Source organism: Pseudonocardia spirodelae (assembly GCF_037727765.1).
Lineage (GTDB): Bacteria > Actinomycetota > Actinomycetes > Mycobacteriales > Pseudonocardiaceae > Pseudonocardia > Pseudonocardia spirodelae.
Window position 1 is genome coordinate 53,442 of sequence record NZ_JBBJUP010000020.1, and the last position, 13,071, is coordinate 66,512.

At 74.7% G+C, this 13,071-nt stretch carries 13 protein-coding genes; 4 read left to right on the forward strand and 9 right to left on the reverse strand.

From position 1 onward, the window contains the following. Positions 1–10 precede the first annotated feature (10 nt). A complete protein-coding gene (locus WJX68_RS21315; RefSeq protein ID WP_340293878.1) occupies positions 11–1,351 on the reverse strand; it encodes a glutamate mutase L in 1,341 nt (446 codons plus the stop codon). A gap of 108 nt (positions 1,352–1,459) precedes the next feature. Here WJX68_RS21315 and WJX68_RS21320 point away from each other — a divergent pair, with 108 nt between their 5' ends. Then, positions 1,460–3,088 carry a long-chain fatty acid--CoA ligase gene (locus WJX68_RS21320; RefSeq protein WP_340293880.1) on the forward strand — a complete coding sequence of 543 codons (1,629 nt, stop codon included), beginning with the start codon at positions 1,460–1,462 and terminating at the stop codon, positions 3,086–3,088. 66 nt (positions 3,089–3,154) lie between these two features. On the opposite strand, the gene WJX68_RS21325 is transcribed toward WJX68_RS21320, so the two are convergent. Both WJX68_RS21325 and ald read right to left on the reverse strand, forming a co-directional pair. After that, entirely contained in the window at positions 3,155–4,693 is a 1,539-nt protein-coding gene (locus WJX68_RS21325; RefSeq protein ID WP_340293883.1) for an amino acid permease, read from the reverse strand. Between the two features lie 165 nt (positions 4,694–4,858). Then, a complete protein-coding gene (gene ald, locus WJX68_RS21330; protein WP_340293885.1) occupies positions 4,859–5,959 on the reverse strand; it encodes an alanine dehydrogenase in 1,101 nt (366 codons plus the stop codon). An 89-nt stretch (positions 5,960–6,048) separates the two neighbouring features. On the opposite strand from ald, the gene WJX68_RS21335 reads away from it, so the two are divergent. Beyond that, positions 6,049–6,552, forward strand: a complete 504-nt coding sequence (locus WJX68_RS21335) for an Lrp/AsnC family transcriptional regulator (protein ID WP_340293888.1) — start codon at positions 6,049–6,051, stop codon at positions 6,550–6,552. Between the two features lie 27 nt (positions 6,553–6,579). Here WJX68_RS21335 and manA read toward each other — a convergent pair whose 3' ends face one another. The 5 genes from manA to WJX68_RS21360 form a co-directional block, all read right to left on the reverse strand. Continuing rightward, complete coding sequence (gene manA / locus WJX68_RS21340; protein ID WP_340293890.1) at positions 6,580–7,791, reverse strand: mannose-6-phosphate isomerase, class I; 1,212 nt, start codon at positions 7,789–7,791, stop codon at positions 6,580–6,582. Positions 7,792–7,803: 12 nt separating this feature from the next. Beyond that, a complete protein-coding gene (locus tag WJX68_RS21345) occupies positions 7,804–8,922 on the reverse strand; it encodes an SIS domain-containing protein (RefSeq protein ID WP_340293893.1) in 1,119 nt (372 codons plus the stop codon). Beyond that, a complete protein-coding gene (locus WJX68_RS21350) occupies positions 8,919–9,122 on the reverse strand; it encodes a Trm112 family protein (protein WP_340293895.1) in 204 nt (67 codons plus the stop codon). The genes WJX68_RS21345 and WJX68_RS21350 overlap by 4 nt, the downstream gene beginning before the upstream one ends. Before the next feature lie 101 nt (positions 9,123–9,223). Beyond that, complete coding sequence (locus tag WJX68_RS21355; RefSeq protein ID WP_340293897.1) at positions 9,224–10,633, reverse strand: phosphomannomutase/phosphoglucomutase; 1,410 nt, start codon at positions 10,631–10,633, stop codon at positions 9,224–9,226. A gap of 101 nt (positions 10,634–10,734) precedes the next feature. Continuing rightward, entirely contained in the window at positions 10,735–11,085 is a 351-nt protein-coding gene (locus tag WJX68_RS21360) for a DUF3499 domain-containing protein (protein WP_340293998.1), read from the reverse strand. Positions 11,086–11,307: 222 nt separating this feature from the next. On the opposite strand from WJX68_RS21360, the gene WJX68_RS21365 reads away from it, so the two are divergent. Beyond that, positions 11,308–11,706, forward strand: a complete 399-nt coding sequence (locus WJX68_RS21365; protein WP_340294000.1) for a metallopeptidase family protein — start codon at positions 11,308–11,310, stop codon at positions 11,704–11,706. A 79-nt stretch (positions 11,707–11,785) separates the two neighbouring features. On the opposite strand, the gene WJX68_RS21370 is transcribed toward WJX68_RS21365, so the two are convergent. Continuing rightward, positions 11,786–12,076, reverse strand: a complete 291-nt coding sequence (locus WJX68_RS21370; protein ID WP_340294002.1) for a WhiB family transcriptional regulator — start codon at positions 12,074–12,076, stop codon at positions 11,786–11,788. Between the two features lie 221 nt (positions 12,077–12,297). Between WJX68_RS21370 and WJX68_RS21375 the strand changes: the two genes are divergently transcribed. Continuing rightward, a complete protein-coding gene (locus WJX68_RS21375; RefSeq protein WP_340293899.1) occupies positions 12,298–13,068 on the forward strand; it encodes a site-2 protease family protein in 771 nt (256 codons plus the stop codon). The last annotated feature ends 3 nt before the right edge of the window (positions 13,069–13,071 follow it).

Genomic DNA, 13,071 nt, shown 5'->3' on the forward strand with positions numbered 1-13,071 from the left:
CGGTGCCGGCTCAGCCGGGCAGGTGCTCCGCGAGCAGCGAGCGGGCCGCGGCCTCCCGGCCGTGGGCGGCGAGCAGCCCCGCCGGGGCCAGCACGGACTCGCTGTCCACGACGACCTCGGCCCCGCCGAGCGCGGCGCACAGCGCGCCGTCGTGGCGCACGGTCCGCGCGGCGGCCGCCAGCCCGGCCGCGTCGCGCTGGCGGAAGACCCCGCCGGTCAGCACGACGAGACCGATCTCACCCGCGACGGGCGCGTCCCGGCCCGGCCCGCCGGACCCCGGCTCGTCCAGGACCCCGGTGTGGCGCAGGTGCCGGCGCAGCGCGACGACGGCGGCGATCGCGGCGAGCCGCCGGTCCTCCGCGGCGGCGCCCCGGTCGGCCGGGACGGTGGCGCGCGAGTCCTCCAGCGCGGCGACGGCCGGGCCGAGCAGGTCGGCCTCCACCGGGTCGACGATGCCCTCGGCCTGCGCCTCGACCAGTACGCCGGCGGCGCCGTCGCGGACGCCGAGGTCGCCCTCGACGGTGGCCGTGACCGGACCGGGGCCGGGCACCCCGCGGTGCACGTCGGTCGTCGCCGACCCGACGTCGACGACGAGCACGCCGGTCCCCGACACCCGGGCCAGCACCCCGGCGGCGTCGCCGACGGCGGCGTGCGTCCCGGTGCGGGCGAGCGCGCCGAAACGGCCGGCCCCGGCCCCGAGGACGTGCCGGGCGTAGAGCGCGGCGACGGCGTCGCGCACCGGCCCGGCGACGATCTCGCCCGGGCGGGGCGTGACGTTGGGGCAGGTCGTGACGGCCCGCCCGCCCGCCAGCAGCAGGTCGAGCGCGTCGGCGCGGGCGCCGTCGTCGACGGCGAGCAGCACCGGCCACCGGCCGCGGGTGCGGGCCAGCCGGCCCGCGTTGTGCAGCAGCACGGCGGGGTCGGCGCCGTCGGCGCCACCGAGCAGCAGCACCGCGCCGGGCCGGCGGCGCGACAGCTCCTGCACCGCGTCGGTCTCCAGCGGCCCGGAGTGCACCCCGACCACCCGGGCCCCCGCCGACCGGCACACGCGGTGCCCCGCCTCGGTCGCGAGCAGCGTCTCCGCCCCCACCACGGCCACCCGCAGCGGCCCGCCCGCCGACGAGCACGCCAGCACCCGCGGGGCGCCGCTGCCGCGCCCGGCGGCGGCCGCGGCGGCCGCGACGGCGGCGTCGACCCCGGTCAGCACGTCGGGGGTGGTGGGGTGCTCGGCGAACCCGGCCGGGGTGCCGTCGGGCAGCACCAGCACGGCCTTGGTCCAGCAGGAGCCGACATCCAGGCACACCGCGGCGGCGCGCGGGTCGTCCGGCCCGGCCGGGGGCGGTGCGGTCATGGACGGCGAGCGTACTGCGGCCGGGCGGTCACAGGCAGTGTCCGCAACCGATCGGACCCTGCCCGAGCGGTGGGTGATCGCCGTCACCCCGGGCGCTAGCGTGGGGCCGTGCTCGGACTCATGCAGGACCGCCCGCTGTCCCTGCCCCACGTGTTCCACCGTGCGGAGCAGCTGTTCGGCCACAAACGGATGGTGACCGCGCGACCGGACGGCGGCGAGGACGTCGTGACGGTGGCGCAGTGGGCCGAGCGGGTCCGCCGGCTCGCGACCGTCCTGGACACCCTCGGGGTCTCCGCGGACGGCCGGGTCGGCACGTTCTGCTGGAACACCTCCCGGCACCTGGAGCTCTACCTCGCCGCGCCGTGCACCGGCCGGGTGCTGCACACCCTCAACATCCGGCTGCACCCCGACCAGCTGGTCTACGTCGCCGAGCACGCGGGCGACGAGGTCGTGTTCGTCGACCGGTCGCTGCTGTCGCTGTTCTGGCCGCACGTGGACCGGCTGCCCGGGGTCCGCCACGTCGTCGTGCTCGACGACGGCTCGGACACCGAGATCCCGGACGACCCGCGGATCCGCGACCACGAGGAGCTGCTCGCCGCGGCCGAGCCGTTCGCCGGCCGGTTCGTCGTCGAGGACGAGAACTCCGCCGCCGCGATGTGCTACACCTCCGGCACGACCGGCAACCCGAAGGGCGTGGTCTACAGCCACCGCTCGACGATGCTGCACTCGCTGATCACCCTGATCGCCGACGGCCCCGCGCTGTCCGAGCGCGACGTGGTGATGCCCGTCGTGCCGATGTTCCACGCGAACGCGTGGGGTCTGCCCTACGGCTGCCTGCTCGCCGGCACCGACCTGGTGTTCCCGGGCCCGGACCTGTCCCCCGCCGCGCTGGTCGACCTCGTCGAGCGGCACCGGGTGACGATCACCGGCGGGGTGCCGACGATCTGGATGAACGTCCTGCCGCTGATCGACACCCGCGACCTGTCGTCGCTGCGCACGATCTTCTGCGGCGGGTCGGCGATCCCCAAGGCGCTGTGCGAGGAGTACCGGACCCGGCTCGGGGTGCCGCTGCTGCACATCTGGGGCATGACCGAGACCTCACCGATCGGGACGATGGGCGTGCTCGGCTCGCACCTCGACGACGCCTCCGACGAGGAGCTGGCCGCCGCCCGCGTCCGCCAGGGCCGCCCGATGCCGCTGGTGGAGATGCGCATCGCCGACCCCGAGACCGGCGAGCAGATGCCGTGGGACGACCACGCCTCCGGCGAGGTGCAGGCGGCCGGCCCGTGGATCGCCTCGGAGTACTTCCGCGGGGAGGGCGGCGGCTCCCAGTTCACCGACGACGGCTGGCTCAAGACCGGCGACGTCGCCACCGTCGACCCGTACGGGTCGTTCCGGCTGGTCGACCGCACGAAGGACCTCATCAAGTCCGGCGGGGAGTGGATCGGCACCGTCGAGCTGGAGAACGAGATCATGGCGCACCCGAAGGTCGCCGAGGCCGCGGTGATCGGCGTCGCGCACCCGCAGTGGGTGGAGCGGCCGCTGGCCTGCGTCGTCGTCGAGGAGGGACAGACGCTGACCCTCGACGAGCTACGGGAGTTCCTGGAGGCGCGGGTGGCGAAGTGGTGGCTGCCCGACGCGCTGGAGCTCATCGACGAGGTCCCGAAGACCAGCGTCGGGAAGTTCTCCAAGAAGACCCTGCGCGAGCGGTTCGACGGCTACGCGCTGCCGGACTGAGCCCCACACGCGCGACGGCGGCGACCCCGGGCCGGGGTCGCCGCCGTCGCGCGTGCGGAGGTGGGGTCAGTCGGAGGAGGAGGTCGCCTGCGCGGGGAGCTCACCGCGCTCGCGGCGCCCCAGCACGGAGTTCTTGCGCGAGTACGTGAAGTACACGACCACGCCGATCACCATCCAGATGACGAACCGCAGCCAGGTCTCGACCGACAGGTTCAGCATCAGCCACACACACGCCAGCACGGCCAGGATCGGCACGACCGGCACCAGCGGGGTGCGGAAGCCACGCGGCAGGTCCGGGCGGGTCCGGCGCAGGATCACCACGCCGATCGAGACCAGCACGAACGCGAACAGCGTGCCGATGTTGACCATCTGCTCGAGGTCCTGGGCCGGGAAGAACGTCGCGACCAGGGCGATCACGACGCCGATCAGCCAGGTGGCGCGGCCCGGGGTGCCGAAGCGGTTGGTGCGCGCCAGGGCGGTGGGCAGCAGGCCGTCGCGCGACATCGCGAAGATGACGCGGATCTGGCCGAGCATCAGCACCATGACCACGGTGGTGAGGCCGAGCAGCGCGCCGACCGCGATGATCGTCGCGGCCCAGTTGATGCCGAGCGAGGCGAACGCGGTGGCCAGGGTGGCGCGGGTGCCGTCGGGCTTGGTCGCCAGGTCGGTGTAGGGCACCATCCCGGTGATCACCAGGGCGACCGCGACGTAGAGCACGGTGACGATCGCGAGCGAGCCGAGGATGCCGCGCGGCAGCGCCTTCGACGGGTTCTTGGTCTCCTCCGCCGTCGTGGCGACGGCGTCGAAACCGATGAAGGCGAAGAACACGATCGCGGCGGCGGCGAACACGCCGTAGGTGCCGAACACGCTCGACGACGCGCCGCCGAAGAACGACAGCAGCGACTGCTGGATGCCGGTGCCGGTCTCGACCGAGCCGGGCGTGGGCTCGGGGACGAACGGGGTGTAGTTCGCGGCGTTGATGAAGAACGCGCCGAGGATGATCACGAACAGCACGATCGCGACCTTGATCGTGGTGATGACCAGGCTGACCCGGCTCGAGAGCTTGGTGCCGCGGTAGAGCAGGAACGCCAGGACCACCACGAGCAGCAGCGCGCCCCAGTCGAAGGAGAAGAAGCTGCCCAGCTCGAACGAGGTCGAGACGTCGATGCCGATCAGGCCGAGCGTCTGGGCCAGGTACTCCGACCAGCCCTTGGCCACGTAGGCCGACCCGACCGCGAACTCCAGCACGAGGTCCCAGCCGATGATCCAGGCCAGGAACTCGCCGAAGGTGGCGTAGGAGAAGGTGTAGGCGCTGCCGGCGACCGGCACCGTCGAGGCGAACTCGGCGTAGCAGAGCGCGGCGAGGCCGCAGGCGACCGCGGCGAGCACGAACGACAGCGACACCGCGGGGCCCGCGATGTTGCCGGCCGTGCTCGCGGCGAGGGTGAAGATACCGGCGCCGATGACCACCGCGACCCCGAAGACGATCAGGTCGATCGTCCCGAGGTCCTTCTTCAGCCGGGTGTCCGGTTCGTCGGTGTCCCGGATGGATTGCTCGACCGTCTTGGTGCGGAACATGCCGCCACCACGGCTCGTGACCGTCATGACCGGTGAAGCTACGACCGCGGTGCGGCCTGCGTCACGCCCCCTGGGCGATATTTAGGGTCACGATGAGATTGCGCAACGATTTGTCCGTTTCGGGCCCGCTCGTCCGGGCACGCGTGCGCCCCGGACGCCGGGCCGGCGTCCGGGGCGCACCCGGGTGGGCGGTCAGACGGTGCCGTGCGGCAGCCCGTGCGCCTGCGCGACCTCCTCCGAGAGCAGCGTCCCCGCGTGGGTCGACAGGCCGTCGGCCAGGTGCGGGTCGGCCTCGGTGGCCGCGCGCCAGCCCTGGTCGGCCAGGCGCAGCACGTGCGGCAGCGTGGCGTTGGTCAGCGCCCGGGTGGAGGTGTGCGGCACCGCGCCCGGCATGTTCGCGACGCAGTAGAAGACCGCGTCGTGCACCCGGTACGTCGGGTCGGCGTGGGTGGTGGGCCGGGAGTCGGCGAAGCATCCGCCCTGGTCGATCGCGATGTCGACGAGCACGGCGCCCGGACGCATCTGCGCGACGAGCTCGTTGGACACCAGGGTGGGCGCCTTCGCGCCCGGCACCAGGACCGCGCCGATCACGAGGTCGGCGTTGGTCACCGCCTCGTGCACCGACAGGGCGGTGGAGTACTGGGTGCGCACCGCGCCCGCGTACTGCTCGTCGATGGCGCGGAGCTTGTCCACGTCGACGTCGAGGACGGTCAGCTTCGCGCGCAGGCCGGCGGCGATGGCGATGGCGTTCGCCCCCGCGACACCGGCACCCAGCACGACGACGTCGGCGCCCGGGGCGCCCGGCACACCGCCCATGAGCACGCCGCGCCCGCCCGCCGAGCGCATCAGGTGGTACGCACCGGCCTGCGGCGCGAGCCGGCCCGCGACCTCGCTCATCGGGGCGAGCAGCGGCAGCCGGCCGCGGGCGTCGGTGACGGTCTCGTAGGCGATGGCGGTGGTGCCCGCGGCGAGCAGCGCGTCCGTGCACGGCCGCGACGCGGCCAGGTGCAGGTAGGTGAACAGCGTCAGGTCCTCGCGCAGGTAGCCGTACTCGGACTCGATCGGCTCCTTGACCTTCAGCAGCAGCTCCGCGGAGCCCCAGACCTCACCGGTGTCGGCGACGATCTGGGCGCCGGCCGCCTTGAAGTCGGCGTCGGAGATGGCGGACCCGGCGCCGGCGTCGTGCTCGACGACGACCTCGTGCCCCCGGGAGACGAGCTCGTGCACCCCGGCGGGTGTGAGCGCGACCCGGAACTCGTTGTCCTTGGTCTCCTTCGGCACTGCGACGCGCATCGTCGTTCCCCTTCGCTCGGCTGCGGTCAATGGTGAACAAGCGCCGGTAGGATGCCAACAGGAACGACGATGATTCTCCAGAGGGCAGGATGACCGACGATTCTTCGTCCGCGGCGGCGCGGGGGCCGGTCCCGCCGAACCCTGTTCGGCTCGACGGCACCGACCGCGCGCTGCTGCGGCTGCTGGAGCGGGATGCCCGCACACCGAACAACGCACTCGCCGCGGCGGTGGGCATCGCGCCCTCGACCTGCCTCGGCCGGGTCCGGGCGCTGCGCGCCGCCGGGGTCATCCGCGGGTACCACGCCGACGTCGACCCGGCCGCGATCGGGCACCCGCTGCAGGCGATGATCTCGGTCCGGCTGCAGGCCGACGCTCGCGACCGGCTCGACGAGTTCGTCCGCCACGTCTCGCGCCGTCCCGAGGTCCGCGACGTCTACTTCCTCGCCGGCGAGGACGACTACATGATCCGCGTCGCCACCTCGGGCACGGTCGCGCTGCGCGACCTGGTCGGGGCGCTCAACTCCTGGCCGGAGATCGCGGGCACCCGTACCTCGCTGATCTTCGAGCACCACCGGGCGCCCGACACCTACTGAGCCGGTGCCGGTCCCGGCCGGGCGGGGCTACAGCGCGTCGCCCGCCAGGAAGACGGTGGCGCCGTCGTCGCCGGTCGTCAGGATCGCGCCGGCGTCGGCGGCCGCGAGGAACACCGCACCGCCGCGGGACAGCTCGCACGAGCGGGCACCGACGTCCACGGTGAGCTCCCCGTCGGTGCAGAGCAGGATCCGGGCGCCGTCGCCGGGCACGTCGAGCTTGTCGCGGCCGGTGCTCACCGCGCGGCGCAGCAGGAACTCCTCGACCGGCACGTCGTAGCGCTGCCAGCCGTCGGCGGCCGCATCGGGCGCCGGGGTGCGCACCGGGGGCGGCGGGGCCGTGAAGTCCAGCACCCGCAGCAGCTCGGGCACGTCGACGTGCTTGGGCGTCAGCCCGCCGCGCAGCACGTTGTCGGAGTTGGCCATGACCTCGATGCCCGCCCCGGAGAGGTAGGCGTGCAGGTTCCCGGCGGGCAGGTACAGCGCCTCGCCCGGCTGCAGCGTGATCCGGTTGAGCAGCAGCGCCGCCAGCACGCCCGCGTCGTCGGGGTAGCGCTCGGACAGGTCCAGGATGGTCCGGGCCTCGGCGGTCCAGCCGCGGGCGTCGCCGCGCTCCAGGAGGCGGACCGCGCCGTCCTGCAGGGCGCGGACGAGGCCGTCGAGCACCGACTGCGGCAGCGTGATCCAGGTCGTGAACAGCGCGCGCAGCCCGTCCGGGCAGGGCTGTCCGGCCAGCAGCTCGGTGTAGGCGGCGAGCTCGGGGACGTCGAGCGCGCGCAGCAGCTCCACCGTCCGCGTCGGCTCGCGGAACCCGACGAGCGCGTCGAACTCGGTCAGCGCGCAGATGAGCTCGGGCTTGTGGTGCGCGTCGCGGTAGTTGCGGTGCGGCGCGTCGACGGCGATGCCGGCGGCGTTCTCCCGCTCCCACCCCTCACGGGCCTGCTCCAGGCTGGGGTGGGCCTGCAGGCTCAGCGGCTCCTCCGCCGCGAGCACCTTCAGCAGGAACGGCAGCCGCCCCTGCCAGCGCTCGCGGCCCCGGCCCAGCGCGGCGGCCGGGTCGGCGCCGATGAGCTCGTGCAGCGGGCGCGCCTCGCCGGCCACCGTCGACGGGGCGGCCGGGTGCGCTCCCAGCCACATCTCCGCCTGCGGGTGCGGGGCGGGGACGGGCTGGCCGAGCAGCTCGGCGATGACCGTGCGCGAGCCCCAGGCGTAGGTGCGGATCGGGTTCTCCAGCAGTTCCACGGGTCTCCCGGGTCAGGTGATGAGGGTGGCGCCGGTGGCCAGGCCGAGGTAGACGGCGGCGATGTCGGCCCGCAGGGCCAGCACCCCCGCCCGCAGCAGCGCCGCGTCGCGGGTGCCGCGGGGCACCTCGTCGACCGGGTGCGCCAGGTCGGCGTTCGGCCACTCGCGGCCGAGGACGCGCCGGCTCACCGACTGCGGGTCCTCCTCGCCCGTGCCGAGCAGCACCAGCCGCGGGGGCGGTGCGTCGCCGCCGGGGGCCGGGTCGTCGAACGGGTCGTGGAAGATGTCGCCGCCGCCGCGCTCGGACAGGTCCACGGCGACCCGCAGCCCGGCCAGGGTGCCGGCCTGCGCGAGCGTGTCGGCGTGCGCGACGACGCCGGCGTGGGTGGCCAGCGCGAGCGCCCCGTGCCGGGCGACCGCGGCCGCGGCCGGGTCGACGCCCCACAGCAGCGGGGTCCGCTCGGCCAGGCGCAGGGCCAGCGACTTCGCCGGGTTCACGAACGGCTCGTGCCCCGGCTGGCAGCGCTCGGCCTCGGCGTCGAGCGCGTCGGCCAGCGCGTCGAGCCGGGCCGGCAGCTCCTCGCTGCGCATCCCCGGCAGCAGGTCCAGCTCGGCGACGGCGACCAGCGCCACCGTCAGCGCCTGCGCGAACCCGAGCCCCTCGGGCAGCGGGATCCGGGGCTCGACCAGCCGGGCGCGTCCGGCACCGGCCTGCGCGACCGGCCCGGCGTCCGGCGCGGACAGCACGACCTCCGCGCCGCGGTGCACGGCGACCGCGACCGACTCGGCCAACTCGTGGTCGGCGGGGTCGGCGGTGTGCGCGACGACGACGTCCAGCGGCCCGATCCAGCCGGGCACCCGCTCGGCGGGCACCACCGGCACCGGGCAGCGGTCCCCGAGCAGGGCGCCGACGAGGTCGGCCACCACCCCGGAGACGCCGGGACGGTGCAGCAGCACCAGCGCGCGCGGGCGGTGCCCCCGCAGCCGGTCCAGCCCCGCGTCGCCCGCGGTGTGCAGAGCGGACCGGACCTGTGCGCCCGCGGTCGCGGCCGCCCGCAGGACACCCGTGGTGTCGCGCGCCGCCAGCTCCGCGGGGTCCGCCAGCAGCGTGTCGTCGAGCACCCCGTTCACCCGTCGTCCCGTCCGTCTCCCGCCGGTCCGGTGCCCGGCAGGGCCTCGTCGAGCAGCAGCACCGGGATCCCGTCGGTCACGGGGAACGCACGCCCGCAGTCGGTGCAGGTCAGCCGGTCCTCGCCCGGGTTCAGGGCCGCGTGCGCGTCGCACGGGCACGCCAGGATCTCCAGCAGCTGGGGGTCGAGCTGTAGGGCCACGGTTCTCCTCGTCGTCGTGTCGCGCTCGTCGATGCTGCCACCCGGTACCGACAGTTCGCGGCAGCCGACCGGGTACGCCGTGCTCACCGCAGGTACGCGGGTCAGCCCCGGACGACCGCGAGGACCTCGTCGGTCAGGGCGCGGACCGCGGCCTCGTCGGCGGCCTCGACGTTGAGCCGCAGCAGCGGCTCGGTGTTGGACGCGCGCAGGTTGAACCACGAGCCGTCCGGCAGCGAGACGGTCAGGCCGTCCAGCCGGTCGAGGTCCACGCCGTCGCGCGGGCCGTAGATCCCCTCGATCTCGGCGACCTTCGCGGCCTGGTCCGCGACCGTGGAGTTGATCTCCCCGGAGGCGGCGTAGCGGTCGTAGCCGCCCATCAGGCCCGACAGCGTCGCCCCGGGCACGGCCCGGTGCTCGCCCAGCGCGGCGAGCAGGTGCAGCGCCGCGAGCATGCCGGAGTCGGCCTTCCAGAAGTCGCGGAAGTAGTAGTGCGCGGAGTGCTCGCCGCCGAACACGGCGCCGGTCTCGGCCATCGTCTGCTTGATGAACGAGTGCCCGACCCGGGTCCGGACGGCACGCCCGCCGTGCTCGGCGACGAGCTCGGGCACCGCCCGGGAGGTGATGAGGTTGTGGATGACTGCGACCCCGGTCTCCCCCGCGGCCCGGGCCCGGGCGATCTCACGGGCGGCGACCAGCCCGGTGATCGCGCTGGGGCTGACGGCCTCGCCGCGCTCGTCGACGGCGAAGCAGCGGTCGGCGTCGCCGTCGAAGGCCAGGCCCAGGTCCGCGCCCTCGGCGACGACCCGCTTCTGCAGGTCCACCAGGTTGGCCGGGTCCAGCGGGTTGGCCTCGTGGTTCGGGAACGTGCCGTCGAGCTCGAAGTACAGCGGCACGACGCGCACGTTCAGACCGTCGAACACGGTCGGCACGGTGTGCCCGCCCATCCCGTTGCCGGCGTCGACGACGACGGTCAGCTCCGGGCCGGCGTCCAGCGACGACAGGTCGACCAGGCCGCGCAGGTAGCCCGCGTAGCCGGCGAGCATGTCCTCGGTGCGCACGGTGCCGGGCGCGGCCACCGCCGGGACGCCCTCGTCCAGCAGGCGGGCGGCGTCGTCGCGGAGGGTGGCGAGCCCGCTGTCCTGCCCGATCGGCACCGCGCCCGCGCGGCACAGCTTGATGCCGTTGTAGGCGGCCGGGTTGTGGCTCGCGGTGAACATCGCGCCGGGCAGGTCCAGCGTGCCGGAGGCGTAGTAGAGCATGTCGGTGCTGGCCAGTCCGATGTCGACGACGTCGAGCCCCTGCGCGGTGACGCCGTCGGCGAACGCCGCGGCCAGCGCGGGCGAGCTGTCGCGCATGTCGCGGCCGACCACGACCGCGGACGGGGCCGGGTCGTCGCCCGCCACGAGCCGGGCGGTGGCCGCGCCGAGCGCGCGGGCGGTGGGCTCGTCCAGCTGGTCGCCGACGACACCGCGGATGTCGTAGGCCTTCACGATCGCCGAGAGGTCGGGCACGACGCACGACCCTAGCGCAGGCCCGTCACCCGTCCGCGCAGGTCCACCCCGTCACCGCGGCGTGCCGACGGGACGTGCACGACCGGTCACCGTGGGGTGCGTCAGCCGTCCTCGGGGGTCGGCAGGACCCGCAGGTGGCCGCGCCGGCCGGTGCCGCCGGGCCGGGCCACCACCTCGACCGGCCGGTCCACCCGGCCCGCCTCGCGGACGGCGTCGGCGAGCGCGGTCAGGTCCTCGCCGCTGTGCTGGGGCTGGGCGAACTCCCCCTCGAACCGGACGACCTCCCACCCGCGCGGGGCGGTCAGGTTGTGCGCGTGCCCGGTGCACAGGTCGTAGGAGTGCGGCTCGGCCTGCGTGGCGAGCGGGCCGACGACGGCGGTGGAGTCGGCGTAGACGTAGGTGAGCGTGGCGACGGCGAGCTCGGTGCAGCCCGTCCGTGAACATCTCCGCACACTCAACACGACGGGGACGATAACCCGTCGCCGGCCCGCCGCCGCACTGCGACGCGCACCCCGCTCGGCGGACGGTGCGCCCGCCGCGCTCGCGGGTCGGCGCCGGTGGGGGCGGCGGGGTCCTAGACTGGGCGCGTGCCCGGTACCCGTCCCGACCCCGACCGCCGGCCGCCGCGCAGCCCCCGCCGGCGGGACCGTCGCGGGCGCGGCCTGCGCGGGCTGATGTACCCGGTGACGACGCCGGCCTTCCGCACCCGCGCCGAACGCTTCGACGCGAAGGTGCTCGAGGCGCTGGAGCCGATCGAGGCCCGCTGGGGACCGGAGCTGGCCGACCTCGACCTGGCCGTCGACGACGTCCCGTCGGTCGACCGCACCTCGCCCGACGAGGTCGTGTGGGGCACCGGGGTGCTCGCCGACGTCGGCGTGCCGCTGGCGCACCTCGTCCCGGCGGGGGTCGACTCCGCCGGGATCCCGACGCGCGCGCGGATCGTGCTCTACCGCCGTCCGCTGGAGGCGCGGGCGCGCAACGGCGAGGACCTCGCCGACCTCGTCCACGAGGTGCTCGTGGAGCAGGTCGCGGAGTACCTCAACATCGAGCCCGACGCCGTCGACGGCGGCTGAGCCGGGCACGCACCCGTCACACGGACGAGGGGCCGGCCACCGTGCGGTGGCCGGCCCCTCGTGGCTCCGTGGACCGGGTTCAGACCGCGGCGCGGCGCAGGCGCCGGCGCTCGCGCTCGGACAGCCCGCCCCAGATGCCGAAGCGCTCGTCCTGCGCCAGCGCGTACTCCAGGCACTCGGCCCGGACCTCGCAGCCGGAACAGATGCGCTTGGCCTCGCGGGTGGAGCCGCCCTTCTCGGGGAAGAACGCCTCCGGGTCGGTCTGCGCGCACAGCGCGCGTTCCTGCCAGTCCGGGACCTCGTCCGAGGGCCCCTCGTCCAGCAGGCCCTTCAGGTCCAGGACCTGCGCCACCTGGTCGTAGTCGGCCATCTCCGGACCGGACCGCTCGTTCGTGACCGCGGCGTCGGCCCCCACCGGCCGCAACATCCGCATGAAACCCTCGACGTCGTCCACTCGCCCACCTCCCCGCAACGCACCGGCGAATGACACCGCTGTAAGTACAGCGCTGACAGTCGCTGTGTGCAAGCCGGCTCTGCCGATTGAGTGAAGGGTCGCGCGCGGGCGTTTCCTCCCACGTGGAGTATGGGTACGTGCCAGCTCTGACGCGCCGGATCAGCCCGTGGTTCCTCCTGATCGTCGGCATCACCCTGTCCGGAGGTGTCCTCGCGGTCGCCGCCGTGCCCGCCCGCTCCTCCGCGCTCGCGACGGCCGGCGTGTTCGTCCTGGTCCTGGGCGGGTGGGTCGTGTCGCTGTGCCTGCACGAGTACGCGCACGCGATCACCGCCTACCGCGGCGGCGACACCTCGGTCGCGGCGAAGGGCTATCTCACCCTCGACGTGCGCCGCTACACCGATCCCGGGCTCTCGCTGGTGCTCCCGCTGGTGATCCTGCTGGTCGGCGGCCTGCCGCTGCCCGGCGGCGCGGTGTGGATCAACCAGTGGGCGCTGCGGTCGCGGGCCCGGCGCAGCGCGGTCTCCCTCGCCGGGCCGTTCGCCAACCTCGCCCTGGGCGTCGTGTTGATCATCACGGTGGCCGCGCTGCCGGCGATGCCGCTGCCGCTCGCGGCCGGGCTCAGCGCGCTGGCCTTCTTCCAGATCATCGCGTTCGTGCTGAACATGCTGCCGGTCCCCGGCCTCGACGGCTGGGGCGCGCTGGAGCCGTACCTGTCGGTGCCGGCGCAGCGGCTCGGCGAGCGGGTGCGGCCGTGGGCGCCGCTGGTGCTGCTGGGCCTGCTGCTGTTCGTGCCGGGGGTGAGCGCGATCTTCTTCGCCGTGACCCAGCTGCTGTTCGGCGCGGCCGGCGGGGACCGGGAGCTGCTCTCCGTCGGGTACTCGGCCCTGTTCTTCTGGCGGAGCCTCTGACCC

Coding starts and splice junctions, on each gene's coding strand:
- WJX68_RS21370 (WP_340294002.1), bottom strand. CDS start 12,076: ATGGCCGACTACGACCAGGTGGCGCAGGTCCTGGACCTGAAGGGCCTG.
- WJX68_RS21335 (WP_340293888.1), top strand. CDS start 6,049: ATGACCGACGATTCTTCGTCCGCGGCGGCGCGGGGGCCGGTCCCGCCG.
- WJX68_RS21365 (WP_340294000.1), top strand. CDS start 11,308: ATGTACCCGGTGACGACGCCGGCCTTCCGCACCCGCGCCGAACGCTTC.
- WJX68_RS21315 (WP_340293878.1), bottom strand. CDS start 1,351: ATGACCGCACCGCCCCCGGCCGGGCCGGACGACCCGCGCGCCGCCGCG.
- WJX68_RS21325 (WP_340293883.1), bottom strand. CDS start 4,693: ATGACGGTCACGAGCCGTGGTGGCGGCATGTTCCGCACCAAGACGGTC.
- ald (WP_340293885.1), bottom strand. CDS start 5,959: ATGCGCGTCGCAGTGCCGAAGGAGACCAAGGACAACGAGTTCCGGGTC.